The organism is Roseateles sp. GW835-FHT13E02 (genome assembly GCF_058794035.1).
Genome location: NZ_JBXAGJ010000027.1, coordinates 14,631 through 40,182, shown reverse-complemented (window position 1 = coordinate 40,182; position 25,552 = coordinate 14,631). Strand labels below are relative to the sequence as shown.

Genomic DNA, 25,552 nt, shown 5'->3' with positions numbered 1-25,552 from the left:
GTCGCGGGGTGGAGCAGTCTGGTAGCTCGTTGGGCTCATAACCCAAAGGTCGTAGGTTCAAATCCTGCCCCCGCAACCAAATACCAGTGCAGTGCGGCCCGCTTTGAGTGGCGCCCGTGCTGACAGCAAGATCCATGAAACACGCAAGGCTGCCGAATTGGGTGGCCTTTGTTTTCATCACCCATCAGTCGCGGGGTGGAGCAGTCTGGTAGCTCGTTGGGCTCATAACCCAAAGGTCGTAGGTTCAAATCCTGCCCCCGCAACCACCATCAAGTCGCAGCGCCAACCGTGAGGTTGGCGTTTTGCTTTGTGCCTTCGTTTTGCTGGCTGATGCACTGGGATTCGGACGCACTTCCGCGGGTGCCGCGGCGCCCGCTGCTCGCCCAACAGCCGTGCTTTTCTTTGCGCTGTCACACAAGCCCAAGGATGCCCAGGGGCTACGATGCGAGCTTCGCCGCCAGCAGGCGCAGCCGGGTTGTTTAGAGGCTTGCACCTAGAATGCCGGCCCGCGCTGATTTCGCAGCTCCGATCCCTCCACCGACCCTGATTGATGACCCGGCCCTCGAATCTTCTCCTCCGTCTGCTGCCGGCGCCTGTGCGCGGCCTGCTTGCCAGCGTCTTGCTGGCCCTGAACACCGTGATCGGCGTGGCCTTGATGATGCCGCCAGCCCTGCTCAAGCTCATCCTGCCCCTGCTGCCGGTGCGCCGCCTCTGTGACCGCACCCTGAACGCCATCGCGGCCGGCTGGGTGGCTTTCAACAATGGCTGGATTGCCGCCTTGAATCCGCAGGTCTGGGATGTCCAGGGCATGGACGGCCTGCACGAGCGCGGCTGGTACCTGGTCTCGCCCAACCACCAGACCTGGGTGGACATCCTGGTCCTGCAGCGCGTGTTCCATGGCCGCATCCCCTTTTTGAAGTTCTTCCTCAAGCGCGAGCTGATGTGGGTGCCGGTGATCGGCCTGGCCTGGTGGGCGCTCGACTTTCCGTTCATGAAGCGCGGCCGCAACGCCAGCTCCCAGGCGGACGATCTGGAGACCACGCGCAAGGCCTGCGAGCGCTTCAAGACCATCCCGACCACGGTGATCAATTTCGTCGAAGGCACACGCTTCAGCGCTGCCAAGCAGCAGGAGCAGAACAGCCCGTACGAGCACCTGCTCAAACCCAAGGTCGGTGCGCTCAGCATGGCCCTGGCCACCATGGGCGATCAGTTCGAAGCCATGCTCGATGTGACCCTGGCCTACCCCGAGGGAACGCCCAGCTTCTGGGATCTGCTCTGCGGCCGCTGCGGCTCCGTGGTCGTGCGGGTGCAGCAACGCCCGATTCCGGCCGAGCTGGTGGGTGGCAACCCCATGGCTGACAAGCGCCTGCGTGCCGGCATCTCGATGTGGATCAAGCGCCAGTGGGCCGACAAGGACGAGGTCTTGAAGGGCTTGCTGCCGCCGCGCTGATGCGGCATGTCACTGAACGTCCGAGGGGGCGCTGACCCACCGTCCCACCGGCAAGCGGTGGCTCAGAGTTCTTTGATGTGGTTGTTGGAGCCCACACCGTCCACCTGGGTCTTGAAGCCCTTGGGTACAAAGACGGTGTTCTTGCTGCCCGTGAACTCGATCCGTTCGACCTTGGCGCTGGCCGGGATGCGAACGGTGTTGCCCACGCCGGTGATCAGCAGGCGCTGGATGGTGTTGCCTTCACCGATGGTGACATCGCAGTCGATGCCGTTGATGTCCACGTCATACAGGCCCGGCCGGTCGATGGTGGACTTGACGCGCACCCCGTCCACCTCGGTCAGAGAGCCGCTGCTGCTGGTGCCGCCACAGCCGCCAAGCGCCAGGGTGACGGCGCTCCCCAAGGCCATGAGCAAGGTCAATGCAGTGCGCCGGGACTGCGGGCTTTGCGTGGCAGGCGAGGCGTGATTCAGGTGAAGAGGATTCATGCTGGATGGCTCCGAAATCAATGGGCGGGTGGCGCCGGGACAGCGACCACAACGAGCGTCCGCCCGGCAGGGCTTAGGACGGGCCGCAGTCTGGCCCCTGACGCATGAACACGGGATGAAGGCGCGAGACCTTCGCGCGTCCAGGAAGGCGCTGCGGTCTCGGTCGAAGGGGGGCTCAGGCTGGCCATGGGCGTTGGATCGTCTTTGGCAGATGCATTGAAGGCTGGGAATGGCCTAGGAAACCCGGCTACTCCGGGCTGGCGCGGGTGCGCTGAATCTCTACACTAGGCACAGCTCGTGCCCCGCGCCGCTTGCGCGTCCATCACCCGAACTTCCCCTCATGCCCGGCCTGCGTCCGCTCTCAGGTGCAGCCCTTGCCGCCGCCTTGCGACGGCAGCTGCGTCATGGCGGGCCGCGTGCAAGTTTGGCGGCGCTGGGCTTGCTGTTGGCTGGCTTGGCCTTGACGGCCGTGCTCAGCGTGGGCAGTGCGGAGCAGGCCGAGCGCGATGCGCTGGCGCAATTCGACCGCCTCGCCGGCCGCATCGAGCGCGAGATTGAGCGCCGCCTGCTGCAGCCCATCTATGGGCTCAAGGGCGCGCGCGGTGTTTACGCCGCCAGCGACGAGGTGTCGCGCATCGACTTCCGCAACTATGTGGATTCGCGCCAGCTGGCGCAGGAGTTTCCGGGCATTCGCGGCTTCGGTTTCATCGAGCGTGTGCCGCGCCCGGATCTGGATCGCTTTCTGGTCCAGGCGCGTGCCGACGGCATGCCGGATTTCCAGGTGAGAACCTCGGGTCAATGGCCCGATCTCTACGTCATCAAGTACCTCGAACCTTTGAGTGACAACCTGGCGGCCCTGGGCTATGACCTGGGCCAGGAGCCACTGCGGCGCGAAGCCATCGAGCGTGCCGTGCTGACGGGCGAGGACACCATGAGCGGCCGCATCAGCCTGGTGCAGGACGAGGCCAAGCGCCCCGGCTTCATGCTCATGGTGCCGGTCTACCGGCGTGGTGCCGACCCACAGACCGAGGGGCAGCGCCTGCGCGCCTTGGTGGGCGTGGTCTATGCCCCGGTGGTGGCGGATGAGCTGTTGGGCCGGGTTGCCGAGGTCGGAGAGCAATTGCTGGATTTCCGCCTGCTGGCCGACGATGGCCCGCAAGCCCAGGATCTGTTGTTTGCATCGACCCCCGGTGCTGCGGACGCCGCCCCCGCGGCGGCGCCTGCCCATGCGCAAGAGCGCCGCATCGATTTCGCCGGCAAGCGTCTGCGCTTGCAACTGGCCAGCACGCCGGCTTTTGAACAGCGCGTGCATCGCGGCGCGCCCCTGTGGATCGCTGTCAGTGGCGCCGGGCTCAGCCTGAGCCTCGCGTTTGCCACCTGGCTGCTGATCTCCGGGCGTCTGCGTGCTGAAGCCCTGGCGGCGGCGCGAACCGCCGATCTGGCCCGGGCCCTGGGCGAGAACCGTTCGCTGCTGGAGACGGTGCACCAGCATTCCATCGTCTCCGTGACCGATGTGGCTGGCACCATCATCGATGTCAACGAAGCCTTCTGCCGCATCAGCGGCTACAGCCGCGACGAGCTGCTGGGCGCCAACCACCGCCTGATCAACTCGGGCCACCATGGCCCGGAGTTCTGGCGCGGCGTCTGGGCCGAGCTGCTGGCCGGGCGCAGCTGGCGCGGCGAGCTCTGCAATATGGCCAAGAGCGGTCAGCTCTACTGGGTGGATAGCATCATCGCGCCCATCTTTGACGCCCAGGGCCGCATCGAAAAATACATCTCCATCCGCAGCGACATCAGCGCGGCCAAGCGCGCGGCGCTGCAACTGCTCAACAACCAGGTGGTGCTGGACCGGGCCGAACGCCTGGCCGGATTGGGGGCCTGGGAGCTGGCGGTGGACACGCAAAAGCTCAGTTGGTCCGACCAAACCTACCGCCTGCACGATGTACCTCTGGGCACCGAAGTGACACTGGATTTGGCCTTGTCCCATTTGTCGGACAGTGGCCGTCGCGCCTTGCAAGACGCGGTCCACCAGGCCGCGTCGGGCCGAGCCTGGGATCTGGAGTTGAGCCTGCGAACAGGAACGGGGCGCGAACTGTGGGTGCGCTCGGTCGGCGAGGCGTCCTTTGATGACCAGGGCGCGCTGCGCATCTTCGGTACCTACCAGGACATCACCCAGCGCCGCGCCCTCGAGGCGCAGACGCGGCAAGCCAACCAGGTGCTGCGCAGCGTGCTGGAGAACCTGCCTTGCGCGCTCAGCGTCTTCGACGCCGACCTCAAGCTCCTGGCCCATAACGGCCAGTTCAGGCAGCTGCTGGAATTTCCCGACGAGCTCTTTGCCGGCCCTAGCACCACCTTCGAGCAGATCATCCGCTTCAATGCTGCGCGTGGTGAGTACGGTGAGGCCGAGGATGTCGAGGCAACCGTGCAGCAAATCATCGAGCGCGCGCGCCATCCCAGCCTGCATCAGTTCGAGCGCACGCGACCCAATGGCCGCACCCTGGAAGTGCGTGGCGCGCCCATGCCCGATGGTGGCTTTGTCACCACCTATGTGGACATCAGCGAACGCAAGCGGGCCGAGGCCGAGGTGCGCCGCGCCGAGGCCTTGCTGCGCGGCTCCATCGACGCGGTCAACGAAGGCTTTGTGCTCTACGACCCCGAGGATCGCCTGGTTTTCTGCAACGAGAAATACCGCCAGATGTACCCCCGCTCGGCCGATCTGATCGTGCCCGGCGCCAGCTTCGAATCCATCGTGCGCGGCGGGGCCGAGCGCGGCCAGTATGTCGAGGCCATCGGTCGCGTCGACGAATGGGTGGCCGAGCGCATGGCGGCGCACCGTGTCGCCCAGTCCACGCTGGTGCAGAAGCTCGATGACGAACGCTGGGTGCGCGTGATCGAGCGGCGCATGGACGATGGCCATCTGGTCGGCTTCCGCATCGACATCACCGATCTGATGCGCGCCACCGAAGAAGCGCAAAGCGCCTCACGTGCCAAGAGCCAGTTCCTGGCCAATATGAGCCATGAGATCCGCACGCCCATGAACGCCATCCTGGGCATGCTCAAGCTGCTGCAGAAGACGCCGCTTAGCGAGCGCCAGCAGGACTACGCCAGCAAGACCGAAGGGGCTGCCCGCTCCTTGCTGGGTCTGCTCAACGACATCCTGGACTTCTCCAAGGTCGAGGCGGGCAAGATGACGCTGGACCCGCAGCCTTTCCGCCTGGAGCCCTTGTTCCGCGAGCTCTCGGTCATCCTCTCGGCCAATCTGGGCGCCAAGCCGGTGGAGTTGCTGTTCGATCTGGACCCCGGGCTGCCCGCCCAACTGCTCGGCGATGCCCTGCGCCTGCAGCAGGTGCTGATCAATCTGGGCGGCAATGCGCTCAAGTTCACGCCCCAGGGCGAGGTGGTGCTGGGCTTGCGCCTGCAGGCTTTGACGCAGGACCGCGCGACGCTGGAGTTCTCGTTGCGCGACAGCGGCATCGGCATCGCGCCCGAGCACCAGGCACAGATCTTTTCCGGCTTCACCCAGGCCGAGGCTTCGACGACGCGGCGATTCGGTGGCACGGGCCTGGGCCTGGCCATCAGCCAGCGCCTGGTGCAGCTGATGGGCGGCGAATTGCGCCTGGACAGCGCCCCGGGACGCGGCAGTCGCTTCAGCTTCAGCTTGCAGCTGCCCGTTCTGCCGCCGGATGCCGAAGCTGCCGGTGGGCCGGCGGCAGCCCGCGTCTTGCGGGCCTTGATCGTGGACGACCACGAAGAGGCCCGGGCGGTCCTGGCCCGCATGGCCACCGCACTCGGCTGGACCGTGCTTCAGGCCGACCGCGGTGAGGCGGCCCTGCTGCAGCTGCAGCAAGCGGCGGCGCAAGGCCAGGCGCTGGACCTGGTCTTGCTGGATGGGCAGATGCCTGGCCAGGATGCGCTGGCCTGCGCGCGCCGGATGCGCGAGTTGCAGCCGGGCTTGCGCGTGCTGCTCATGGTCAGCGCCCATGGCCGCGAGCAACTGGGCCAGCGCAGCGCCGCCGACGCGGAGCTGCTGGAGGACTGCCTGGTCAAGCCCCTGACCCCAGGCATGCTGGCGGATGCCGGGCATGGCGCCGACGCGGCGCCGCGAGCCGGGGCTGCGCCGCAGGCAGCGGCTGCGCTGCCCCTGCTGCCACGGTCCGACCCGCCAGCGCAGGCCTTGCAGGGCTTGCGCTTGCTGGTGGTCGAAGACAACCTCAACAACCAGCAAGTGGCACAGGAGCTGCTCGAGGACGCCGGTGCGCGGGTGAGCCTGGCCGAGCATGGCCAGCGCGCCGTCGAGCTTTTGCGCGAGCGGCCGCGGGATTTCGATCTGGTGCTGATGGATGTGCAGATGCCGGTGATGGATGGCTACACCGCCACCCGCTGGATTCGCGAGCAGCTGGGACTGCGCGAGCTGCCCATCGTGGCCATGACGGCCAATGCCATGGCCTCGGACCGGGCCGAATGCCTGGCCGCCGGCATGAACGAACATGTGGGCAAACCTTTCGATCTCGAGCCGCTGACGCGCTTGATCCTGCAGCTGTGCGTGCCGGCCCGTACGCCCGGGGCTCAGGCCGACGCGCCCGTGTCGGCGGCAGACCCGGTTGCTGCGGCCGAGCCCGTTGCGGCCCCCCGCAAAGCCCGCAGCTTTCCGACCTTGGCCGTGCCCGCGGAGCTGCACCAACGTGCCTTGGCCCAGGGCATCGAGCTGCAGTCGGCCATGGACCGTTTCATGGGCAAGATTTCCCTGTTCCAGCGCATGGCCCAGACCTTCGGGCCCTCGGCCGAGGACATGCAAGCGCAGCTGCGGCAGGCTTTGAGCGACGGTGACGTCGCCGCCGCGGGCATGGCCTTGCACAGCCTCAAAGGCCTGGCGGCCACCCTGGGGGCGCAGGCTCTGGCTGCGCTGGGTGCCGAAGGTGAGGAACGACTCAAGCGCGGCGATTCGCTGGACCCCGACTGGCTGCAGGGTCTGGCGCAGCAGCTGGAGCGGGGCAGTGCCGATCTGCGCCAGTTGGCCGATGAACTGGCGCGTCACGCCCAGGCCGCGGCCGCGCCGGGCGCGGCGGCTGTTGCCCCCGAGGCGGCGGCTGTTGATGGCGCAACCGTCCCCCCGGCCGCGGCCGAGGCAGCGTTTGCGGCGGAGCTGGCGCAGCTGCGCCAGATGCTGCGAGACTTCGACATGGCCGCCACCGACACCTTGAACCAGATGCTGCAAACCCATGCCTCCCGATTCGCTGCGGTTCGCGATCCGCTTGAAGCGGCCGTCATGGCCCTGGACTTTGAGCGTGCGCTGGCGCTGACCGACGGGCTGCTGCCCGCACCGGGTCTGGCGGAAGGGGCCGCCCGGTGAGTTGGCCCAGTCCTGCCTCGGGCAGCCCTGGCGCCTCGCCCGAGCCCTTCAATCTGCAGCAGCAGCTGGGCCGGCGACCGCGCCTGCTCATCGTCGACGACCAGCCGGCCAATATCCAGGCGCTCTACCAGGTGTTCGCGCAGGACCACCAGGTCTTCATGGCCACCTCGGGCGCGCAGGCCCTGCAGCTCTGCCGTGACAAGCAGCCCGATCTGCTGCTGCTGGACATCCAGATGCCGGGCATGGATGGCTACGAGGTCTGTCGCCAAATCAAGGCCGACCCGGAGCTGGCGGCGCTGCCGGTGGTTTTTGTCACCGCCCACAGCGATGCCGAGACCGAAACCCGCGGCCTGGACATGGGCGCCGTCGATTTCATCAGCAAGCCTTTCAGCCCGGCCGTGGTGCGCGCGCGTGTGCGCGCCCATCTGACGCTCAAGGTGCAGAGCGATCTGCTGCGCGAGCTGGTCTTTGTCGACGGCCTCACCGGTGTCTACAACCGCCGGCATTTTGATGAACGCCTGGCACGCGAGTTCCAGCGCGCGCGGCGCCAGGGCAGCAGCCTGGCGCTGATGATGATCGACGTCGATTACTTCAAGCGCTTCAACGATCGTTACGGCCACCTGGCCGGCGACGATGGTTTGCGCCGCGTGGCCGCGACGCTCAAGGCCCAGCTCAAGCGCCCGGCCGATTTGCTCAGCCGTTTTGGTGGCGAAGAGTTCGCCTGTGTGCTGCCCGATACCGAGCTGCCCGGCGCGCTGGCGCTGGCTGACGAGATGGGCGCCGCGGTGCAGGCCCTGGGCATCGCCCATGCCGATTCCGATGTCGCGCCCTGCCTCACCATCAGCATCGGCGTGGCCGCGCTGCGGCCGCATGGCACGCTCGGGCCCTCCGAGCTGGTGGTGGCGGCCGATGAGCAGCTCTACCTGGCCAAATCGGGCGGGCGCCGCCGCGCCAGCGGCATCACGCTGTAGCCAGGCCGGCCTCGCGGCTGGCTTCCGTCCCGCTGCCCAGGCGCTTGTAGTAGAGCGCCGAGCCATGCAGCCGGCCTTCGGCGCAGGCCTCGTGGTCGGGGATCTCGCCGGCGCGCTGCCAGCCCAGGTGCACGAACACCGCCTCGGCCTGCGACGCCGCCGGCGCTTCCAGCACCAGCAAGCTTCGGCCTTGGGCTTGGGCCGTGCACTCGAGCCTGCACATCAGGCGGCTGGCAATGCCCCGGCCGCGCGCCTGGCTGTGCACCATCAGGCGCTGCACCTCACCGCGGTGGTGTGCGTTGCCGTGGGGCGCCAGCGAGAGCTGCACCGCGCCTTGCAGCGGGCCGCAGGGCTCGTGGCCGTCCTGGTCGCCATGCTCGCTGTCGCAGGCGATCCAGAGGCTGTGCTGGGGGCCGAGGCGGGCGAACACGCCGTGCCAGTAGGTCAGGGCGGCATAGCGCGACAGCGGGGCCAGGAAGCCCAGGCTGGCGCCGCGGTGCACGCCGTCGATCAGCAGGTCGCACAGAGCGGGCAGCCACTGCAGGTCTTGCGGGCCGATCTTGCGCACGGTCAGTGCCTGCTGGCCGGCCAGGCTTTGGCGGGCGTGGGCGGTCAGGGATTTGCGCGCCGGCTCGGCAGCCGTGAAGGCGCTGCGCGAGGTGTAGGCGCTGGCGGCGGGTTTGGCAGAGAGCGTGGTGGAAAACATGGCCTGGCCTCCTTGACTTGCATGCGATCGGTTCGGGAACCCGGAGAACGGCGCTCCGGGTTTGCCCGAGTTGCATGCAAGCGGCGTGCCAGGCTTAGTCGGCCACCCCGGGTTCGGCCTCCAGGCGGGCGCGGCCACCGCGTTTGGCCTCGTAGAGCGCGGTTTCGGCGCGGCGTTTGAGGTCTTCGATGTCGCGGTCGCCATGCCTCAGCTTGGCCCAGCCGCCGCTGTAATCGAGTTCAAAGCCGAGCTCTGCTGGTGCACGCTGCGCCAGGGCGGTGCGCAGGCGGGCATCCAGGGCTTCGGGGCCCTGGGCGTCGCAGCGCGCCATCAGCACCGCAAACTCCTCGGGGCCGATGCGACCGGCCAGGTCACCCAGGCGCATCTGCGACTGGATGCAGCTGCCGAACAGGGCCAGGGCGCGGTCGCCGGCCTCCTGGCCGTGGCAGAGGTTGATGCTCTTGAGGTGGTCCAGATCCAGCAGCACCAGAGCCAGCGGCTCCTGGTGGCGGCGCGCCATCGAGATCAGGTCCACCGAGCGGCTGGCAAAGGCCCGCGCATCGACCAGCCCGGTCAGCGGGTCGCTCTGGGCCAGGCGTGCGAGTTCGGCTTCCACCTCGCCGCGCCAGGCCAGCACCAGGCCGAGCAGGGCGGCCGTCAGGCTCCAGTGCACCGCCAGGCCGAGCAGGCTGTTGGCGGCGCTGGCGCCATGCAGGCCGGCCAGGCTGCCGGCATCGATCAGGCCGGCGCTGGCCAGGCCGGCGCGGCCCAGGCAGATCAGGCCGATGGGCAACACCGCTGCCAGCAGCAGGGCGCGCCAGCGCAGGTTCTGGCTGGCCGGCTGCGCCTCCAGCGGGGCGCGGGCCAGGGCCGGGTGCAGCTCGGCCGCTGGCCGCGGCAGGGCCAGGCTCAGCGTCAGCATCAGGCATTGCAGGCCCAGCCAGCCCTGGCTCCAGGCCAGGCGGAAGGGCACGCTGTCGTGGAAGTGGATGGCATAGCCCAGGCTCAGCAGCACGGGTGCCGCCAGCATCAACCAGCGCCCGGGCCGTGGCGTGAGCCACAGGCGCAGCGCCCACCAGAGCAGGCTCAGGCTGGCGCTGAAGGCCAGCATGGCCAGGCTGTGCAGGCCGCGCGCCAGCTCGGGCAGGCTGGCGCTGGCCTCGATCAGCAGCCAACCCAGGGCCTGGGCGACGGCAAAGCCCTGGGCCCAGCGGGTGGCCGGGCTGGGCCGCCAGCCGGTCAGCAGCAGCAGGATCAGCGCGGCGGCCAGGGCTTGCACCAGCAGCAGATTGAACAGCGTGGGGTTGTCAAACAGCATGGTGCTTTCGGGGCTGGTGGTGTTCTTGTGGAGGGGGTGTGGCCCGCAGGCAGCTGGCCTGATTCTCTACTGGAAGGCCACCTCGGCAAAGCTGCGCAGCTTGCGACTGTGCAGCTGCGCCGCCGAGCCCTGACGCAGCAGCTCGACGGCACGCAGGCCGATCTGCAGATGCTGGTCGACGCGGGCGCGGTAGAACTGGTCGGCCATGCCGGGCAGCTTGATCTCGCCGTGCAGGGGCTTGTCGCTGACGCAGAGCAGGGTGCCGTAGGGCACGCGCAGGCGCAGGCCGTTGGCGGCGATGGTGGCGCTTTCCATGTCCAGGGCCACGGCCCGGCTCTGGCTGAAGCGGCGCTCGGGGCCGCCGTGCCGGGTCTTGGGCAGCAGCTCCCAGTTGCGGTTGTCGGTGGAGGCCACCGTGCCGGTGCGCAGCAGGCGCTTGAGCTCCAGGCCGCTGAGCTGGGTGATGTCGGCCACAGCGGTTTCCAGTGCCACCTGCACCTCGGCCAGGGGCGGGATGGGCACCCACAGCGGCAGGTCTTCATCCAGCACATGGTCCTCGCGCACGTAGGCATGGGCCAGCACATAGTCGCCCAGTTGCTGGCTGTTGCGCAGGCCGGCACAGTGGCCCAGCATCAGCCAGGCATGGGGGCGCAGCACGGCCACATGGTCGGTGATGGTCTTGGCATTGGCCGGGCCGACGCCGATATTGATCAGGCTGATGCCGCTGCGGTCGCGCCGGATCAGGTGGTAGGCCGGCATCTGCGGCAGGCGCGGCGGCAGCTGGCCCAGGGCGTCGGCGTCCTCGGGGCTGAGGCCCACGCGGCGGGTGATGCGGTTGCCGGGCTCGACCAGGGCGATGCAGTCGTCCAGCTCATGCGGGCGGGCCGGGTCGGGCCGCTCGCGCATCAACGCCTGGCCCAGTTTGACGAACTCGTCGATGTAGAACTGGTAGTTGGTGAAGAGCACGAAGTTCTGGAAGTGCTCGGGGCTGGTGCCGGTGTAGTGGCGCAGGCGGTGCAGGGAGTAATCCACCCGCGGCGCGGTGAACAGGGCCAGGGGCTGGGGTGCGCCCGGTGGCAGCTCTTGCGTGCCGTTGGCGATGCCGTCGTCCATATCGGCCAGCTCGGGGAAATCGAACAGGCTGCGCAGCGGGCGGCGGCGCTCGGGCGCCAGCTGGCTGTCCAGGCTGGCCTGCTCGTCGAGAGCGAAGTGCAAGGGGATGGGCTGTTTGCTGCTGCAGACCTCCAGCTCCACGCCGTGGTTCTGCAGCAGCAGCTCGAATTGCTCCAGGTAGTAACGCGCAAACAGCTCGGGGCGGGTCAGCGTCGTTTCAAACACGCCGGGGCCGGCCACAAAGCCGTAGGCCAGGCGCGAGACCTGGCGCTGCTCGCGCGCGCTGCTGCCCACGCGCAGGCGCAGCAAGGGGTAGCAGGCGCGCACCGGGGCGATGTCCTGGCCGGCGAGAAAGTCCTGCAGCGCGCGGCGCAGCTGCTGCAGGCCGGCCTGGTAGATCTGCTGCACATAGGCCAGGGCCGGGGCGGCCTGGTCAAAGGTCTGGGGCGCGAAGAACAGTGAGTCCATGAGCTTGGGTCGTGCGGGCTGGGCGCGGCCGAGGCGCTGCGCCATCGGCCTTGATTGTGGCCCCGGCCAGCACGGCCTCGACCTCTCCGTGACCCAGGGCCAGATCGTTCAGCGCCCGGCCATCCATCTCGCGCAGCTCGGCCCTTGCGCGGCGGGCTTGCCGGCCTTGCGCCAGTAGGCGCAGCAGGGCATGTGGGAGCAGGGAGAAAGGCGTGGGGTTCATGGCGTTCACCGTGTGGCTTGGGAGTGGTCGCCATCTTGGGTTTTGAGGTATTGTTTGAAAAGTTGAATGAACTGATTTGAAAGATCAGGAAATCTGATGCGATGCCTGAACCTGGACCAGATCCGCACCTTGGTGGCCATCGCCGACCTGGGCAGTTTTGCCGCCGCCGCCCAGGCCCTGCACCTGGCGCCGCCGACGGTGAGCCTGCACATCAGCGAGCTGGAGTCGCGCCTCGACGCCACTTTGCTGCTGCGCCGCAAAGGCGCGCCACGCGCCGATGCGCGGGCCGCCGGTCTGAGCCTGACCCCGGCCGGCCAGGAACTGGTGCAGCGCGGCCGCCAGCTTTTGCGCGATGCCGAGGACGCCGAGGCCCAGGTGCGCCGCCATGCGCGCGGCCTGGTTGGGCGGGTGCGCCTGGGCACGGCCACGGGCGTGGTGGTGCATTTGCTGCCGCAGGTGCTGGAGGCGCTGGCGCAGCAGCATCCGGGCATCGATGTGGAGCTCAGCGTGCTGGGCTCGGCCGACACCTTGGCGCGGCTCGACGCCGGGCGCCTGGACATCGGCCTGGTCACCTTGCCCCTGCCCGGCGGCACCGGCCTGCGCTGCACGCCCTGGCGGCGCGACCCCATGGTGGCATTCCTGCCGGCCGACTGGGAGGCGCCCGCGCAGCTGGACCCGGCCTGGCTGGCCGACAAACCGCTGATCTTCAACGACAGCAGCACCCAGATGTACCGCATGACCATGGCCTGGTTCGGCCAGGCTGGCTTCAACCCCAGCGCCCGCATCGAGCTCAATTTCACCGAGGCGATGAAGAGCCTGGTGGCGGCCGGCTACGGCGCGGCCCTGCTGCCGCTGGAGAGCGAGCAGGAGGCGCAGCGGCTGGTCGGCCACGAGCGAATGCAGCTGCGCCCTCTGAACCCGCCGCTGAGCCGTGAGCTGGCCCTGGTCCATGCCGACGAGGCCCTGCTGCCGCCGGGCGCGGCGCCGGTGCTGGAGGTGCTGCGGGCGTTTGCGCAGGCCTGAATGGCGAGGTTCTTCAGCGGGCCAGCGTCACCGCCGCCAGCAGCAGCCAGGCGCTGTGCGGCAGCCATTGCTCGTTCCAGCGCCATTGGTTTTCGGTCGGGCCATTGGCAAAGGCGAGGCCTTCGCCGGCCTCGCTGTCGGGCGCGCCGGTGATGCCGTTGGAGACGCCGCCGCGCAGCATCACGCCGGCGCTGCTGGGCGCCGCCGGTGGGTTGTGCGCGCCAAAGCCGTAGAGCATGGAGATGCCGTAGGGGTTGCGGCCCAGGATCCAGTCCAGCTGCGCCTGGGCGCTGCGGGCCAGGTCGGCGCGGATGCCGAAGTTGGCTCTGCCGGCGGGCGTGGAAGTGGGCTCCAGGGCCCGGCCGGCCAGCACGGCGGCCGTGCTCAGCGACGCCAGGCGGGCGCTCTCGCCCTGCCACCAGTAGCCGGTCTCGTTGCGGTGCGGCATGAAGAAGCCACTCTGGATGGGACCGGGTGTTCCACCTGCTGCGGCCAGGCGGAAGCGCTGGCGGGCGTAGCCGTAGGGGTTGGCCACGGCCTGGTCCAGACGCTGCTGCGCGTCCAGCGCTCGGCCCAAGGCTTGCCGCACAGAAGCTTGCCGTGCGGCTTCGGGCTCGATGCTCAGGTAATGGCTCAGGCTGATCAGGGGCAGGCCGGCCTCGACCGCGTGGTAATGCGGGCGCTGACCCACGGCATCGCTGTAGAAATGGCCCTCGCCGTCCTGCCGCTGCAGCATCTGCGCGGCGCGTTCGCGCGCGGCTTGCAGGTACTGGGCGTCGCCGGTGGCGCGCAGCAGTTCCACCGCGGCCAGCAGGGCGCTGTAGTCGTCGATCAGGTTCTCTTGCCCGTTGGCGCAGTAGCTGCGGCCATGGGTCTGCAGATGGGCGAAGGCCCGGCGCGCATCGGCCAAGTAGGTGGCGCCGCTGAACTCGCCCTGGCGCCCGCTGCTCTCGGCCAGCATTGCGGCGCGTGCCAGCGCCGCGATGGCTAGGCCGCCGCCGGCGCGGAAGGCGCTGCGGTAGCCCCGGGTGTAGACGCCGTCTTCGCCCTCGTAGCCCACCACCATGCGCTCGGCATCGGCGGCGCCCCAGCGGTCGAAGATCGTGGTGTAGAAATAACCTTCGTCGTCCAGCACACGGTGCAGGTAGTCGGCGCCCCAGAAGGCCTCGTCCTGGGCCTGGCGCAGCAGGCCGGCGCGGGCAAAGAGGCCGGCCGATTCATGGGCGCTGTGGGCCAGCACCCAGGCGGCCATGGGCGCTTGCTGCGGGTTGAAGAAGTTGGCGTAGCCAAGGTGGGACAGGTATTTGCCGGTGTCGCCACCGGCGTCGCGCCAGCCGCCCCAGACATCGACGACACGGTCGGTCTCAAAGATGCGGCGACGGCGATCGCCCTCGTCCAGATGGCGCGACTGGCGGAAGTAGTCCAGCAAGGCCCCGGCCGTCTGCCGGAACAAAGCCTGCGGCTCCACCTGCACCGTGGCCGAACGTGCATGCCGGCCGCCCACCCAGACCTCGACCTGGTAGCGTCCGGGCGCTGTCAGCGCCGAAAAATCGACCTGGAAATGTTGACGCCCTGGCGTCCATGCCTCGAAGGCGGGCAGGGCACTGAGCGGCCCATCGGCCTGCACCTGGCCCTCACGCAGCACGCGGTAGCGCCCGCTGCTGGCGCGGCCGGCCGCGCTGACCACGGCCACCTTGGGCCCCAGCGCGTCCAGCGCCACCTGGTTGATCTGCACCTGCAGCGCGGCGCGGGGCAAATGCACCAGACCTTCGACCTTGGTGCTTGGGGCGCTGTTGGCGCTACCGAGCAAGCCCAGACTCAGGCCGGTGGCCGCCAACCAGAGGGCGCGCCGACGCGGGCAGGGACGGGCGGGGTGCGGGGGCGATGGCTGATGCATGGGCGTGACTCGTGAATCGAAGCGGGTGGGGATGGTTGGGAAGGGGGTGGAATGCCCGGCGGACCATAGCGACCCAGGCTGGGATCGTCAATACATACAACCACTAGAAGTAATAAATTGCAGGCCGAGCTCAACGGGGCAGGCGCCGAGCGGCCGGCCGGGCGTCCTGGCTTATGATTTCAGCGACATCACGAGGACTTGAATCCATGCGAACCATAGGCCGCGGCGCCACCCAGCAATCCAGTGCTCCCTACAACCGCCGGGTCGTCTTGGACTTCATCCGCCAGCAGGGCGCGGCCTCGCGCAAGGACATTGCCGACATGGTCTCGCTGAGCCCGCAGACCGTGGCCAATATCACCAACGACCTGGAGTCCATCGGCCTGATCGTCTCGCGCCGGCAGAAGGTGGACAAGACGCGCGGCCAGCCGCCGATCGCTTTCGAGCTTAATCCGGAGGGCGGTCATGCCATCGGCGTCAGCCTGGAGCCCGGGCGGGTGTCGGCGGCGCGGGTCAATCTGGTCGGCGATGTACTGGAGCGCAGCGAGATCGAACTGGACACCAGCCACCGGCAGAACCTGCTGGCCGCCATGCTGGCCCAGGTGCTGCAGCTCCGCAAAGGCACGCGCGAGCGCCTTTGGGGCATCGGCGTGGCCCTGCCGGGGCCGCTGGGCGCCACCGACATCAGCTTCCTCGGCCCCACGGCCATGGAGGGCTGGGCCGATCTGTCCCTGCTGGACGAGCTGCGCGATGCCGCCCGTCTGCCCCTGTTCTACAGCGTCGACAGCGTGGCCGGCGCCCTGGGCGAGACCCTGTTCGGCGTGGCCCAGTCCCTGGACAACTTCTTCTACCTGCACCTGGGCCTGGGCCTGGGCGGCGCCCTGGTGGTGAACCGCAATGCCTACCGCGGCACCAATGGCAATGCCACAGAGATCGGTCATGTGCCAGTGGTGCCCGGCGGCCTGCCTTGCTACTGTGGCAATTCCGGCTGTCTGGAACGTTATGTCTCCATGCATGCCTTGGCCGAGGCCCTGGGCCTGAGCGACCCGCAGCTGCGCGCGCCCGAGCTCTTGGCACGGCTGGCGGACCCGGACGATGCGGTCGTCAGCGCCTGGTGCCAGCAGGCCGGTGAGCGCCTGCGCGACGCCATCTGCATGATCGAAAACATGCTGGACCCGCGTGCCATCGTCATCGGTGGCGGGGCGCCCAAGGTGTTGGTCGAACGCCTGCTGGCGGCCGCGCAGCCCCTGCGCCGCTCGGTTCGCGGTGGCGTGGGTGATCCGGAGCTGCGCCTGCTCTTGTCCGAGCGCCAGGGCGACAGCTCCATCCTCGGTGCGGCCGTGCTGCCGATCTACGAAATGCTCTCGCCGCGGCTGGAAACCGTGCAACAGGACCGCCGCCCCGAGGCCGATGTGGCCGAGCTGCTGGGTCACCGCAGCAGCGACCGCTGGGGTGGCTGACCGTGCGTTGAAAAAATAAACACAACCATTGGATTTAATTATTGACGAGGCGATTCGGGCCGACCTATAGTCGCGCCCCATGGATCGCAACACCTCTTTTTCTGCCCCTCTCATCTGCGCCATCGGCGACATCGGCGTCGATCTCGTCATGGGCATGCTGGATCAATGGCCGCAGCTGGGCACCGAGCTGGTGCTGCCGCGCAGCGAGCTGCGCGCCGGTGGCTCGGCCGGCAATGCGGTGCTGGCCCTGCGCCATCTGGGTGCGCCGGCCCGGCTGGTGTCGGCCGTGGGCGATGACGACTTCGGCCGCTGGTTGAGTGCGCAGTTCGAGGGCGTGGACGCCCGCCTGGCGGTCTGCGAGGTGGCATCCACCGTCTCGGTCGGCCTGATGCACCGCTGCAGCGAGCGCAATTTCTTCACCACCGAAGGCCATCTGGCCGCCTTCAGCCTGGAGCAGGCGCTGGAGCGCGTGCCGCCGGCCGTGCCGGGCAGCATCGCCTTGCTGACCGGTGTGTTCCTGCTGCCGCGCCTGCGCCCGCAATACCCGCAGCTGCTGGCCGAGCTGCGCGCCCGTGGCTACCAGCTGGCGCTGGACACGGGCTGGCCTAGCGAGGGCTGGACGGAGGCTTTGCGGGCCGAGGTGCTGGCCTGGTTGCCGGCCTGCGATCACCTGCTGCTCAATGAACTCGAGGTTCGCCAGTTGGCAGGGATCGAGGATGTCGATCAAGCCATGCGCATCGTGCTGGCCCACCTGCCGCCGGGCGGCACCCTGGTCGTCAAGGCCGGTGCGCGCGGCGCCTTGGCGGCCCGAGGCCAGCAGTTGCTGCGTCAATCGGCCGAGGCGGCGGAGGTCTTCGACACCATCGGCGCCGGCGATAGCTTCAACGCCGGCTACCTGGCCGCCTGCCTGCGCGGCGCGCCTCTGCAGCAGGCCCTGGCCTGTGCTTGCCAATTGGCTTCGGCGGTGCTTGCGCGTTTCCCGCGCCGTGGCATCCAGCCGGGCGAGTTCCGTGAACTGCTGCTGGCCCAGCCGGCTTGAACCTAGACCGAAAGACCGAGGAGGCCCGTATGAGACCACAGCGCCACGGCATCGTCATCTACATCCTGGTGATCTGGTTCGCGATCTCCTTTGTGACCAATCTGATCGGGCCGCTGATGCCGGTGCTGATCGAGGACTTCCATCTCAGCCTGGGGCTGGCGGGCTTTCTGCCTTTTTCCTTCTTCCTGGCCTACGGCCTGGTGTCGATCCCCGGCGGCCTGCTGGTCGAGCGGCGCGGCGCCCGCTTCACCCTGGCCCTGGCCTTCGCCCTCAACCTGCTCGGAGCCCTGGCGATCGCGCTGCAGCCGGTGTATGCGGTGGTGATCGGCGGGCTGTTCGTGATCGGCCTGGGCATGGCCTTGCTGCAGGTGGTGATCAACCCGCTGATGCGCACGGCCGGCGGCGAGGCGAACTTCGCCTTCTATTCGGTGATGGGGCAGCTGGTGTTTGGCCTCGCGTCCTTCATCAGCCCCTGGGTGTTTCAGCGTTTGATGGCGCGGCCGCCGGCCCATCCCGGCGCCCTGGTCTGGGTCGATTTCTACTGGGCCTTTGTGATCGCCTTTGCCGCCCTGGTGCTGCTCAACCAGCGTCTGCCCCTGCCTCGGGTGGAGTTGCGCGACGATGAGCGCATGGGCGGGCTGCAGGCCTATCGCGAGCTGCTGCGGCGCGTCGATGTGTGGTGTTACTTCCTGGCCATCGTGGCCTACGTCGGCACCGAGCAAACCCTGGCGAACTGGATGTCGCAGTTCCTCAGCAGCCAGCATGGCCTCTCGGCCACAGCCGAGGGCGCCGACGCAGTGGGCCAGTTCTGGGGCCTGATGTCTCTGGGCTGCCTGCTGGGCCTGCTGCTGCTCAAGCTGATGGATTCGCGCCGGGTGCTGGCCCTGTTTGTGCTGGCGGCCATGGCCTGCGTGGCGGCGGCGCTGTTCGGCAGCGCGAGCCTGGCGCAGTGGGCCTTTCCGGCGGCGGGCTTTTGCTTGTCGGTGATGTTTTCGGTGCTGTTCTCGCTGGCCCTGAACTCGGTGCCCCTGCACCACGGCGCCTTCTCTGGCATCTTGTGCACCGGCATTCTGGGCGGCGCGCTGCTGCCCATGCTGGTGGGTCAGTTGGCCGAAATCACCGGCCTTCGTTTGGCCATGTGCGGCGTGTTCTTCAGCCTGGCCTACATCTTCAGCGTGTCGATCTGGGCGCGGCCTCTGGTCCGCAACGAGACGCTGCCGCTGTCCGAACTCTTGCAGCGAGCGCGACGACGATCGCCGGCCACACCGGCGCAGCCCTGACGCTGCCCCTCCGTTCCCCTTCCAGTTTTCTTGTCCCCTTGCACGTGCCGCTGCGGCATGTGCCGGTTTGTCTCATCTCAGTCTGTCCGTCCTTCTTCTCCCTACAACGATTCAGGAGCCTTGAATGAAGACCCGTCACCCCACCCGTTTGACCTTGACGGCCCTGGCCGCTGCGGCTGCCCTGAGCGGCCTGGCGCAGCAGGCCCGCGCCCAGGACGAAGCCGCGCCGGCTTCGACCCGTGCCGCAGGCAAGGACAGCAAGGCGCAGGACAAAAACGAGCTGCCCCTGGTGACGGTGACGGCCACGCGCGTCAGCACCGGCCTGCTGCAAACCCCGGTGGCGGTGACGGCCATCACCCAGGACAAGCTGACCCGCGAAGGCGTGACCGATGTGCGCGGCCTCAGCGGCTCGGTGCCCAATCTGCAGATCTCCACCGGCGCCGATTCGGGCGTACAGATCAGCATCCGCGGCGTCAGCTCCAACAACTTCACCGAGATCGGTGACCCCGCCGTGGGTCTGCATGTGGGCGGCCTCTACTCGCCGCGGCCCCAGGGCGCCATGGCCCTGATGTTCGACCTGGAGCAGGTGGAAGTCTTGCGCGGCCCGCAGGGCACGCTGTTCGGCCGCAACTCCACCGCCGGCAGCGTCAACATCATCCCGGCCAAGCCCGAGTTCGGCGAGACCTACGGCACGGCCGAGCTCGACCTGGGCAACTACAACAAGCGCCAGCTCAATCTGGTGCAGAACATCGGCCTGAGCGACACCCTGGCCTTGCGCGCCACCTTCAGCAAGGTCACGCGCGATGGCTGGATCAACCAGAGCCAGGACTTCACCGATGTCTACGACCCGGTGCACGGCCTGCAGCCCGATGGCATCCCCGATGTTGACCAGCGCCGCAACAGCAAGGTCAGCAAGAAGAACTACTACTACAACAAGAACGAATGGGCCGGCCGCATCACGGCGCGCGCCAAGCTCAGCCCCGATCTGGAAGGCAGCCTGTCCTACGAGAAGTTTCAGAACTCGGGCGCTGGCGAGCTGGCGATGAAGGACTGCGACCAGGCCGCGGGCACGGCCTACGCCTGTCCGGGCGGCAAATGGGATGCCAAGGTCAATGTGCCCGGCAAGATCGACATGTCCATCGACACCGTGCGCGGTGGCCTGGTCTGGAATCTGAACAAGACGTCCACCGTCGAGTACAACTTCGCCTACGCCGACCAGCGCCGTTCCCAGCAGACCGATGACGATGCCGGTTTTCACCCGCTTGCCAGCCAGATCACGGCCGAGGTGCCCAACCATTCGGGGGAGGAAAGCTGGGGCATCTACCCCTTCTACGACAACTCCTCCAACACCATCGATTCCAAGTACATCTCGACGGTGCATGAGCTGCAGTTCAAGCAGAAGACTGAGACCCTGCAGTACGTGCTCGGCGCCTTCTGGATGCACGAGAAGAACCAGATCAACTACGCCCAGGACATGCTGGTCAGCGGCCCTTACGGCCTGCCGACCAGCGCCTACTTCGCGCAGCCCAATCGGCCGGTCGATTCCAAGGCCTTGTTCGCCCAGGCCGACTGGAAGTTCGCGCCCACCTGGACGGCCACCCTGGGCGGCCGCTTCAGCTGGGACAAGAAGACCGACATCGGCGGGCGCAACTACGGCTCCTACGGCGCCAGCGACGGCGCCTACTACAACGGCAAGTACGACTCGGGCCTGCCGGGCCACGAGGGCTTCCGCCCCCACACCAGCAAGGACCTGACGGCTGAGATGGGCGCATTCGCTGGCGTGGGCGCCTATGCCGGTTACGGCGAGCCTGCGCACAACGACCACAGCGAGAGCTGGAAGAAGTTCACCTATCGCCTGGGCCTGATGAACCAGATCACGCCCAAGGACATGGTCTACACCTCGCTGGCCACCGGCTACAAGGCCGGCGGTTTCGGCGACAAGGACACCTTCTGCAAGGAGCATGAGTGCATCGGCCCCTACGCCGGCAAGACCACCTTCCTGCCCTACAAGCCCGAGACCGTCACCAACCTCGAGTTCGGCTACAAGGGCTTGATGCTGAACAATCGCCTCAGCCTCTCGGCCACCGCCTTCTTCAGCAAGTACCAGGACATGCAGGTGACGGGCGATGCCTTCATGAGCAAGTTCAAGCCCGAGGCGCCATGCCCGGCGGAGAACCCAGGCTGCGATCTGCACAGCACCTGGCAGACCGTCAATGTCGGCAAGGTCGACATCGCCGGCCTGGAGCTGGAGCTGGACTACAAGCCCTGGGCCGGTGCGCGCCTGGGTGGCTTCTTCTCCTACCTGCGCACCAAGATGAAGGACTACCCCAGCTTCAGCGATGCCTGGCTGTGTGACTACCGGGCCGAGATGGGCGCACCGGCCTGCCCGCCTACTTACACGGGCAGCGACCCGGCCCTGGTGGGCCGGCCCATTTACGACATCACCGGCAACCAGCTGCCCCTGGCGCCCAAGTACAGCCTGGGCCTCAACTTCTCGCAGGATTTCAACTTCGGCGAAGGCTACAAGCTGACCCCCTGGATTTCCCTCAAGTGGCAGGACAAGATGTATTTCACCCTGCGCAACCTGGACAATGCCCACATCTCGGATGCCCAGAAGGCCTACACCAAGGTCGATGCCTCGATCAAGCTGGTATCGCCCAAGCATTGGCATCTCGAGGCCTATGTGCTCAACCTCGGCAACACCATGACCAAGAATTCCTTGATGGCGGGTGATGGCTGGGTCAAGGGCACCTGGAACGACCCGCGCATGTATGGCGTTCGGGTGGGCATTGAATACTGAGCCGGCAACGCCGGCCTGAGGAGGAGAACCGGCATGGCGCTTGTTGAAGAGAACGCGTCCCCATCCCCTGTGGCCTCGGCGCCAGCGAGCCTGTCCTGGCCCGTCTTGCGCAGCGGCCGCATCTTGGCCATCGACATCTTCCGGGCGCTGACCGTGCTGGTGATGATCACGGTCAATTTCTGGGGCGGGGTGGCGGGATTGCCGCCCCGGATGAAGCACATGCCGGCCCAGGCCGATGCCATGAGTTTTGTCGACGCGGTGTTCCCGGCCTTCCTCTTCATCGTCGGCATGTCCATTCCTTTCGCCCTGCAGCAGCGCCAGCGCCTGGGCGACAGCACCTTGCAGCTGCAACTGCATGTGCTGCAAAGAGCGCTGGGCCTGGTTCTGATCGGCGTCTTCATGGTCAATGCGGAGGGCGGTTTTCATGCGGCGTCCATGCCGCTGCCCGTCGCGGCCTGGACGCTTCTGATCTACCTGGCGGCCTTTCTGGTGTGGGGCTCGCTGCGTGGAGGGCCGCCGTTCGGGCGCGCCTGGCGCTGGGCCGGCCTGGGCCTTTTCGCGGGGCTGGCCTGGCTGTACCGTGGTGGTTCCGAGGGGCAGAGCGGCATGAGCCCGCAGTGGTGGGGCATTCTGGGTCTGATCGGCTGGGCCTACCTGATCGGCTGCGCGGTCTACCTGCTCGCGCGCGGGCGCCTGGCTGGCGTCTTGCTCGGCCTGTTGTTCAGCGTGGCTTACGCCACCCTGCACTGGCTGCCTGCGGTTCAGGCCTCACCGGGCCTGGCTCTCGTGTTCAGCCAGAACGGCCATTTCGCGCATGCCGTGCTGGTGCTCAGTGGCTGTGCCACGGCCTTGCTGTTCTACGGCGCGCAGCGTGATTCACAACGCGCCCGCCTCTGGCTCCGGGCCTTGATCTTTGCGGCCGTGCTGGCGCTGGCGGCGGCCTTGCTGCGGCCGGAGTTCAAGGTGTCCAAGATCCTGGCCACGCCGAGCTGGGCCTTGTACTGTGCGGCGGCCTGCGTGCTGATCTTTGCCGCGCTGGCGCAGTGGGTCGATGGCTGGGGGCGTTCACTCTGGCCGGCGCTGCTGGAGCCGGTGGCGGCCCATCCCTTGCTGGCCTATCTGATCCCTTTTGTCATCGGCGCGGCCATGAGCTGGGGCCAGCTGGGCTGGCCCAGCCTGCTGCGCAGCGGGGCGCCGGGGGTGCTGGCGGGCGTGGGCTATGCCTTGCTGGTGGCCGGCCTGGTCAAGTGGCTGGCAGCGCGCGGCGTGCGCCTGCGCATCTGAGCGGGCGCTTGGCGCGACCGATTCAGCGCAGCGCCTGGGGCGCAGGCCGGTGCACCGGCGCGTGAACCAAGGCAATGCTCATCCAGACCGCGACGCTGAAGTAGGCCGACATCCAGAGCATCTCGCCCTGCCAGTCTTCCTGGCGGTGCGACACCACCCAGCGGCCGGCCACATCGATCCAGCCCTGGCTGAGGCTCAGGTAGGCGCGACCGGCCAGCTCGTCGGCCAGCCAGCGGCTCCAGTACATGGGCACATCGACCATGAACATGAAGGCCACGTAGACCACACCGGCCGCACACCAGGCCGCCAGCAGGGGGCGCTGGCGCGGGCTGCAGCGCGGCCAGATGGCCACCAGGCTGAGCACCAGCAGGCCCGCGCACAGGCCCCAGATCGACTCTTCCAGCACATGGCCGATATTGGCCGTGGTCAGCACCGAGTACCAGGAGCAGGTCTCCGCCACCGCGATCAGGGGCACGATCCAGAAGGAGGTGATGTGCCCGACCCGGCTGCCGGTGGCCCGGGACACCTCGCGCAGCATCAGCGCCCACTGCGCCACAAAGCAGAGCTCGGCGAGCGTGGCCACCGAGCGGCCCATCAGCACGCTGGACATCCAGCTGTCCACCAGCACCAGGCGCGGCACATCGAAGACCGGCAGAAAGGAGCGGTAGGCACAGCCGAAGACATAGCCGGCCGAGAGCAGCAACTGCCAGCGCCGCATCAGGAAGAGCTCGTCGCCAAGGGCCGCTCGGCGCCGCTGCAGCAGCGCCGTGGCCAGCAGCCAGGCCAGGATGTTGAAGATGGCGACCGTGCTCAGCAGGGTGCGCCATTCGGCGACGGTCAATGTCATCATTTCGTCATGGTGTCACTCCAGGCCCGCGTGGGCAAGCCCGAAACAGGCCGGGAGAGCGCTGGCTCATGAGCCCTTGACGTCAGCCGCGGCCGGCCGATGATGGCGCTTCCCTTCCTGCTCACGCCCCGCCATGCCCGCTTCGGACCCCCATGCCGTCAGCCCGCGCGTGCAGCGCCTGCATCAGATCCTGCTCTGGCCGCTGCGCCTGATGCCGCTGGGCGACGCGCCCGGTGCACCGCGCCGGCCCTGGGAGCGTCTGGCCGCCGTGGCCGACAGCCCCTGGCGCGAAGTCGCTGACGAGTACACCGGCGGGCCGCAGAACTTCCACGAGCGCCACTACCAGGAGTTCGTCACCTTTCTGCCCTATGTGCAGCGCTTTCTCTACGGAGAGGGCGCCGAGGGCGGCGCCGGCTCGGGCATGAAGGTGTTCCGCCGCCACGACGTCAAACAGCTGCGCGTGCAGACGCGGCCGCAGGACTTGCCGCTGCTGCTGGAGGTGGTCCACGTTGACCTCTACTTCTTCTTCGATGTCGATGTGGTGCTGCTCAATGTGGAGGTCAGCAGCGCTGACCTGAGCCTGGCTCAGGCGCAGGAGCTGATGTACCGCCTGGGCCGCGCCTACCCGCCGGGCTGGGACGCCCAAGGCCTGCCCCTGCATTGCCTGGCCCAGGCCGAATGGCTGGACGGCGAGGGTCAGGTCTTGTCCAGCTCGGACAGCCGCGAGCGCGAGCGCTTCATCGAACATGTGCACCGCCACCGCGCGCCGCGCCTGGCCCGGCACTGGGACTGGCTGCTGCGCCCCCTGGTCAACCATGCCGGGGAGCCGAGCTCGGGGGCGCTCAGCTACCGCCAGATCGAGTACTACCGCATGCCCATGATGGCCTACCTGGCGGTGGATGATCCACGCGCGCTGACGCGCAGCGATTTCGTGCGCCTGGGCCTGGTGACCGGCTCCGGCCCGGTGGCGCAGGAGGGCAGCCTGCCTTACGGCGAGGATCATCTGAGCGACTTTGAGCGGCGCTATTGCTACGACCGATTCTGGAGCGACGTCGGCGCGGCGCCGCAGACGCGCTATCTGTGCAGCGGCCATGCCCTGGTGGTGGTGGGGCGGGCCGATGCGGATTTTTTCGCCTGTCGCGACCGCGGCGTGCTGGCCCAGTTCCGGCACCAGCATTTCCTGATCTTCCTGATTGCGCATTTCCAGAAGGCGGCCCTGCTGATGTTCTCGGACCGCCTGGTCGAGGCGCTGCGCCGGCTCAATGTGCAAGACCCCGAAAACGTGCGCCGCTTCAAGCGCGCCATCCGCTCGGCTTTCGAGGGCTTTCTGCGCTTCACCCACCGCTACTGGTTCCACGATGTGGCCGAACAGGCGCAGTCACGCGCCTTGTTCCGCATGTGCGCCGAGCATCTGGGCCTGGATGCCCTGCATGCCGAGGTCAAGCAACGCGTCACCGACATGAGCGATTACCTGGAGACCGACAGCATCCGTCGTCAGGCCAACACCGTGGTGCGCCTGACCGTGGTCACCATCTTCGGCCTGGTGGGCACCATCACCACCGGTTTCCTGGGCATGAACTTGCTGGCTGCGGCCGATGCGCCCTGGACCGAGCGCCTGGCCTATTTCGTCGGCGTGCTGGTGGTGACCTCGGCCTTGACCGTGTACACCATGGTCAAGTCCAAGCGCCTGTCCGATTTTCTCGATGCCTTGTCGGACGAGCGCCTCGGTGCCTGGGACAAGCTGCGCGCCTTTGCGGCGGTCTGGCGGAGCGGACCGGGCTGATTCAAACCGCGCGGGATTGGGCCCGGCGGAGGCGGTGAATTCCGCAGCCTTTATGCTC

Annotated in this window: 17 protein-coding genes and 2 tRNA genes; 12 read left to right on the top strand and 7 right to left on the bottom strand. The window is 67.9% G+C overall.

Going from position 1 to position 25,552, the window contains the following annotated elements; all coding sequences use genetic code 11:
- Positions 1-2: 2 nt before the first annotated feature.
- The 3 genes from AC1Q6P_RS21360 (at position 3) to yihG (ending at position 1,450) form a co-directional block, all read left to right on the top strand.
- A tRNA-Met gene (locus AC1Q6P_RS21360) sits at positions 3-79 on the top strand.
- Between the two features lie 110 nt (positions 80-189).
- A tRNA-Met gene (locus AC1Q6P_RS21355) sits at positions 190-266 on the top strand.
- A gap of 284 nt (positions 267-550) precedes the next feature.
- On the top strand, positions 551-1,450 hold the full coding sequence (gene yihG / locus AC1Q6P_RS21350) for a 1-acylglycerol-3-phosphate O-acyltransferase, YihG family (RefSeq protein ID WP_492665928.1): 900 nt from the start codon (positions 551-553) through the stop codon (positions 1,448-1,450).
- A 62-nt stretch (positions 1,451-1,512) separates the two neighbouring features.
- Here yihG and AC1Q6P_RS21345 read toward each other — a convergent pair whose 3' ends face one another.
- Positions 1,513-1,935, bottom strand: a complete 423-nt coding sequence (locus AC1Q6P_RS21345) for a hypothetical protein (RefSeq protein WP_171827776.1) — start codon at positions 1,933-1,935, stop codon at positions 1,513-1,515.
- A gap of 340 nt (positions 1,936-2,275) precedes the next feature.
- Here AC1Q6P_RS21345 and AC1Q6P_RS21340 point away from each other — a divergent pair, with 340 nt between their 5' ends.
- Complete coding sequence (locus tag AC1Q6P_RS21340) at positions 2,276-7,285, top strand: CHASE domain-containing hybrid sensor histidine kinase/response regulator (RefSeq protein WP_492665927.1); 5,010 nt, start codon at positions 2,276-2,278, stop codon at positions 7,283-7,285.
- Positions 7,282-8,256, top strand: a complete 975-nt coding sequence (locus AC1Q6P_RS21335) for a diguanylate cyclase (protein ID WP_492665926.1) — start codon at positions 7,282-7,284, stop codon at positions 8,254-8,256. The genes AC1Q6P_RS21340 and AC1Q6P_RS21335 overlap by 4 nt, the downstream gene beginning before the upstream one ends.
- Here AC1Q6P_RS21335 and AC1Q6P_RS21330 read toward each other — a convergent pair.
- The 4 genes from AC1Q6P_RS21330 to AC1Q6P_RS21315 form a co-directional block, all read right to left on the bottom strand.
- The gene (locus AC1Q6P_RS21330) at positions 8,246-8,962 is read right to left on the bottom strand and encodes a GNAT family N-acetyltransferase (protein WP_492665925.1); all 717 of its coding nucleotides are present in this window, start codon (positions 8,960-8,962) and stop codon (positions 8,246-8,248) included. The two genes, AC1Q6P_RS21335 and AC1Q6P_RS21330, sit on opposite strands and share 11 nt — an antisense overlap.
- A gap of 94 nt (positions 8,963-9,056) precedes the next feature.
- A complete protein-coding gene (locus AC1Q6P_RS21325; RefSeq protein WP_492665924.1) occupies positions 9,057-10,280 on the bottom strand; it encodes a GGDEF domain-containing protein in 1,224 nt (407 codons plus the stop codon).
- A 66-nt stretch (positions 10,281-10,346) separates the two neighbouring features.
- Positions 10,347-11,861 (bottom strand): AMP nucleosidase, encoded by a 1,515-nt coding sequence (locus AC1Q6P_RS21320; RefSeq protein ID WP_492665923.1) that lies wholly within the window; start codon positions 11,859-11,861, stop codon positions 10,347-10,349.
- Positions 11,827-12,084 (bottom strand): YjiS-like domain-containing protein, encoded by a 258-nt coding sequence (locus AC1Q6P_RS21315; protein WP_492665922.1) that lies wholly within the window; start codon positions 12,082-12,084, stop codon positions 11,827-11,829. Before AC1Q6P_RS21315 ends, AC1Q6P_RS21320 begins: the two co-directional genes overlap by 35 nt.
- A gap of 96 nt (positions 12,085-12,180) precedes the next feature.
- Between AC1Q6P_RS21315 and AC1Q6P_RS21310 the strand changes: the two genes are divergently transcribed.
- Positions 12,181-13,107: a LysR family transcriptional regulator gene (locus AC1Q6P_RS21310; RefSeq protein WP_492665921.1), complete on the top strand. Its 927-nt coding sequence runs from the start codon at positions 12,181-12,183 to the stop codon at positions 13,105-13,107.
- Positions 13,108-13,120: 13 nt separating this feature from the next.
- Here the strand turns inward: AC1Q6P_RS21310 and AC1Q6P_RS21305 are convergent, their stop codons facing one another.
- Positions 13,121-15,004, bottom strand: coding sequence for a glycoside hydrolase family 9 protein (locus AC1Q6P_RS21305; RefSeq protein ID WP_492665920.1), 1,884 nt, complete (start codon positions 15,002-15,004; stop codon positions 13,121-13,123).
- A gap of 206 nt (positions 15,005-15,210) precedes the next feature.
- Between AC1Q6P_RS21305 and AC1Q6P_RS21300 the strand changes: the two genes are divergently transcribed.
- From AC1Q6P_RS21300 to AC1Q6P_RS21280, 5 genes are all read left to right on the top strand, one after another.
- Positions 15,211-16,461 carry an ROK family transcriptional regulator gene (locus tag AC1Q6P_RS21300; protein ID WP_492665919.1) on the top strand — a complete coding sequence of 417 codons (1,251 nt, stop codon included), beginning with the start codon at positions 15,211-15,213 and terminating at the stop codon, positions 16,459-16,461.
- Between the two features lie 79 nt (positions 16,462-16,540).
- Positions 16,541-17,500, top strand: coding sequence for a carbohydrate kinase family protein (locus AC1Q6P_RS21295; RefSeq protein WP_492665918.1), 960 nt, complete (start codon positions 16,541-16,543; stop codon positions 17,498-17,500).
- A 29-nt stretch (positions 17,501-17,529) separates the two neighbouring features.
- On the top strand, positions 17,530-18,780 hold the full coding sequence (locus AC1Q6P_RS21290) for an MFS transporter (RefSeq protein WP_492665917.1): 1,251 nt from the start codon (positions 17,530-17,532) through the stop codon (positions 18,778-18,780).
- Positions 18,781-18,904: 124 nt separating this feature from the next.
- A complete protein-coding gene (locus AC1Q6P_RS21285) occupies positions 18,905-21,580 on the top strand; it encodes a TonB-dependent receptor (RefSeq protein ID WP_492665916.1) in 2,676 nt (891 codons plus the stop codon).
- A gap of 33 nt (positions 21,581-21,613) precedes the next feature.
- Positions 21,614-22,864 carry a DUF5009 domain-containing protein gene (locus AC1Q6P_RS21280; RefSeq protein WP_492665915.1) on the top strand — a complete coding sequence of 417 codons (1,251 nt, stop codon included), beginning with the start codon at positions 21,614-21,616 and terminating at the stop codon, positions 22,862-22,864.
- A gap of 22 nt (positions 22,865-22,886) precedes the next feature.
- Here AC1Q6P_RS21280 and AC1Q6P_RS21275 read toward each other — a convergent pair whose 3' ends face one another.
- Positions 22,887-23,711: a hypothetical protein gene (locus AC1Q6P_RS21275; protein ID WP_492665914.1), complete on the bottom strand. Its 825-nt coding sequence runs from the start codon at positions 23,709-23,711 to the stop codon at positions 22,887-22,889.
- Between the two features lie 133 nt (positions 23,712-23,844).
- On the opposite strand from AC1Q6P_RS21275, the gene AC1Q6P_RS21270 reads away from it, so the two are divergent.
- Positions 23,845-25,494, top strand: a complete 1,650-nt coding sequence (locus tag AC1Q6P_RS21270; RefSeq protein ID WP_492665913.1) for a hypothetical protein — start codon at positions 23,845-23,847, stop codon at positions 25,492-25,494.
- Positions 25,495-25,552: the final 58 nt, after the last annotated feature.

What these genes read in the sequence shown, in the direction of transcription:
- yihG (WP_492665928.1), top strand. Translation starts at nt 551, where the DNA reads ATGACCCGGCCCTCGAATCTTCTCCTCCGTCTGCTGCCGGCGCCTGTG.
- AC1Q6P_RS21345 (WP_171827776.1), bottom strand. Translation starts at nt 1,935, where the DNA reads ATGAATCCTCTTCACCTGAATCACGCCTCGCCTGCCACGCAAAGCCCG.
- AC1Q6P_RS21340 (WP_492665927.1), top strand. Translation starts at nt 2,276, where the DNA reads ATGCCCGGCCTGCGTCCGCTCTCAGGTGCAGCCCTTGCCGCCGCCTTG.
- AC1Q6P_RS21330 (WP_492665925.1), bottom strand. Translation starts at nt 8,962, where the DNA reads ATGTTTTCCACCACGCTCTCTGCCAAACCCGCCGCCAGCGCCTACACC.
- AC1Q6P_RS21325 (WP_492665924.1), bottom strand. Translation starts at nt 10,280, where the DNA reads ATGCTGTTTGACAACCCCACGCTGTTCAATCTGCTGCTGGTGCAAGCC.
- AC1Q6P_RS21320 (WP_492665923.1), bottom strand. Translation starts at nt 11,861, where the DNA reads ATGGACTCACTGTTCTTCGCGCCCCAGACCTTTGACCAGGCCGCCCCG.
- AC1Q6P_RS21315 (WP_492665922.1), bottom strand. Translation starts at nt 12,084, where the DNA reads ATGAACCCCACGCCTTTCTCCCTGCTCCCACATGCCCTGCTGCGCCTA.
- AC1Q6P_RS21310 (WP_492665921.1), top strand. Translation starts at nt 12,181, where the DNA reads ATGCGATGCCTGAACCTGGACCAGATCCGCACCTTGGTGGCCATCGCC.
- AC1Q6P_RS21305 (WP_492665920.1), bottom strand. Translation starts at nt 15,004, where the DNA reads ATGCATCAGCCATCGCCCCCGCACCCCGCCCGTCCCTGCCCGCGTCGG.
- AC1Q6P_RS21300 (WP_492665919.1), top strand. Translation starts at nt 15,211, where the DNA reads ATGCGAACCATAGGCCGCGGCGCCACCCAGCAATCCAGTGCTCCCTAC.
- AC1Q6P_RS21295 (WP_492665918.1), top strand. Translation starts at nt 16,541, where the DNA reads ATGGATCGCAACACCTCTTTTTCTGCCCCTCTCATCTGCGCCATCGGC.
- AC1Q6P_RS21290 (WP_492665917.1), top strand. Translation starts at nt 17,530, where the DNA reads ATGAGACCACAGCGCCACGGCATCGTCATCTACATCCTGGTGATCTGG.
- AC1Q6P_RS21285 (WP_492665916.1), top strand. Translation starts at nt 18,905, where the DNA reads ATGAAGACCCGTCACCCCACCCGTTTGACCTTGACGGCCCTGGCCGCT.
- AC1Q6P_RS21280 (WP_492665915.1), top strand. Translation starts at nt 21,614, where the DNA reads ATGGCGCTTGTTGAAGAGAACGCGTCCCCATCCCCTGTGGCCTCGGCG.
- AC1Q6P_RS21275 (WP_492665914.1), bottom strand. Translation starts at nt 23,711, where the DNA reads ATGACATTGACCGTCGCCGAATGGCGCACCCTGCTGAGCACGGTCGCC.
- AC1Q6P_RS21270 (WP_492665913.1), top strand. Translation starts at nt 23,845, where the DNA reads ATGCCCGCTTCGGACCCCCATGCCGTCAGCCCGCGCGTGCAGCGCCTG.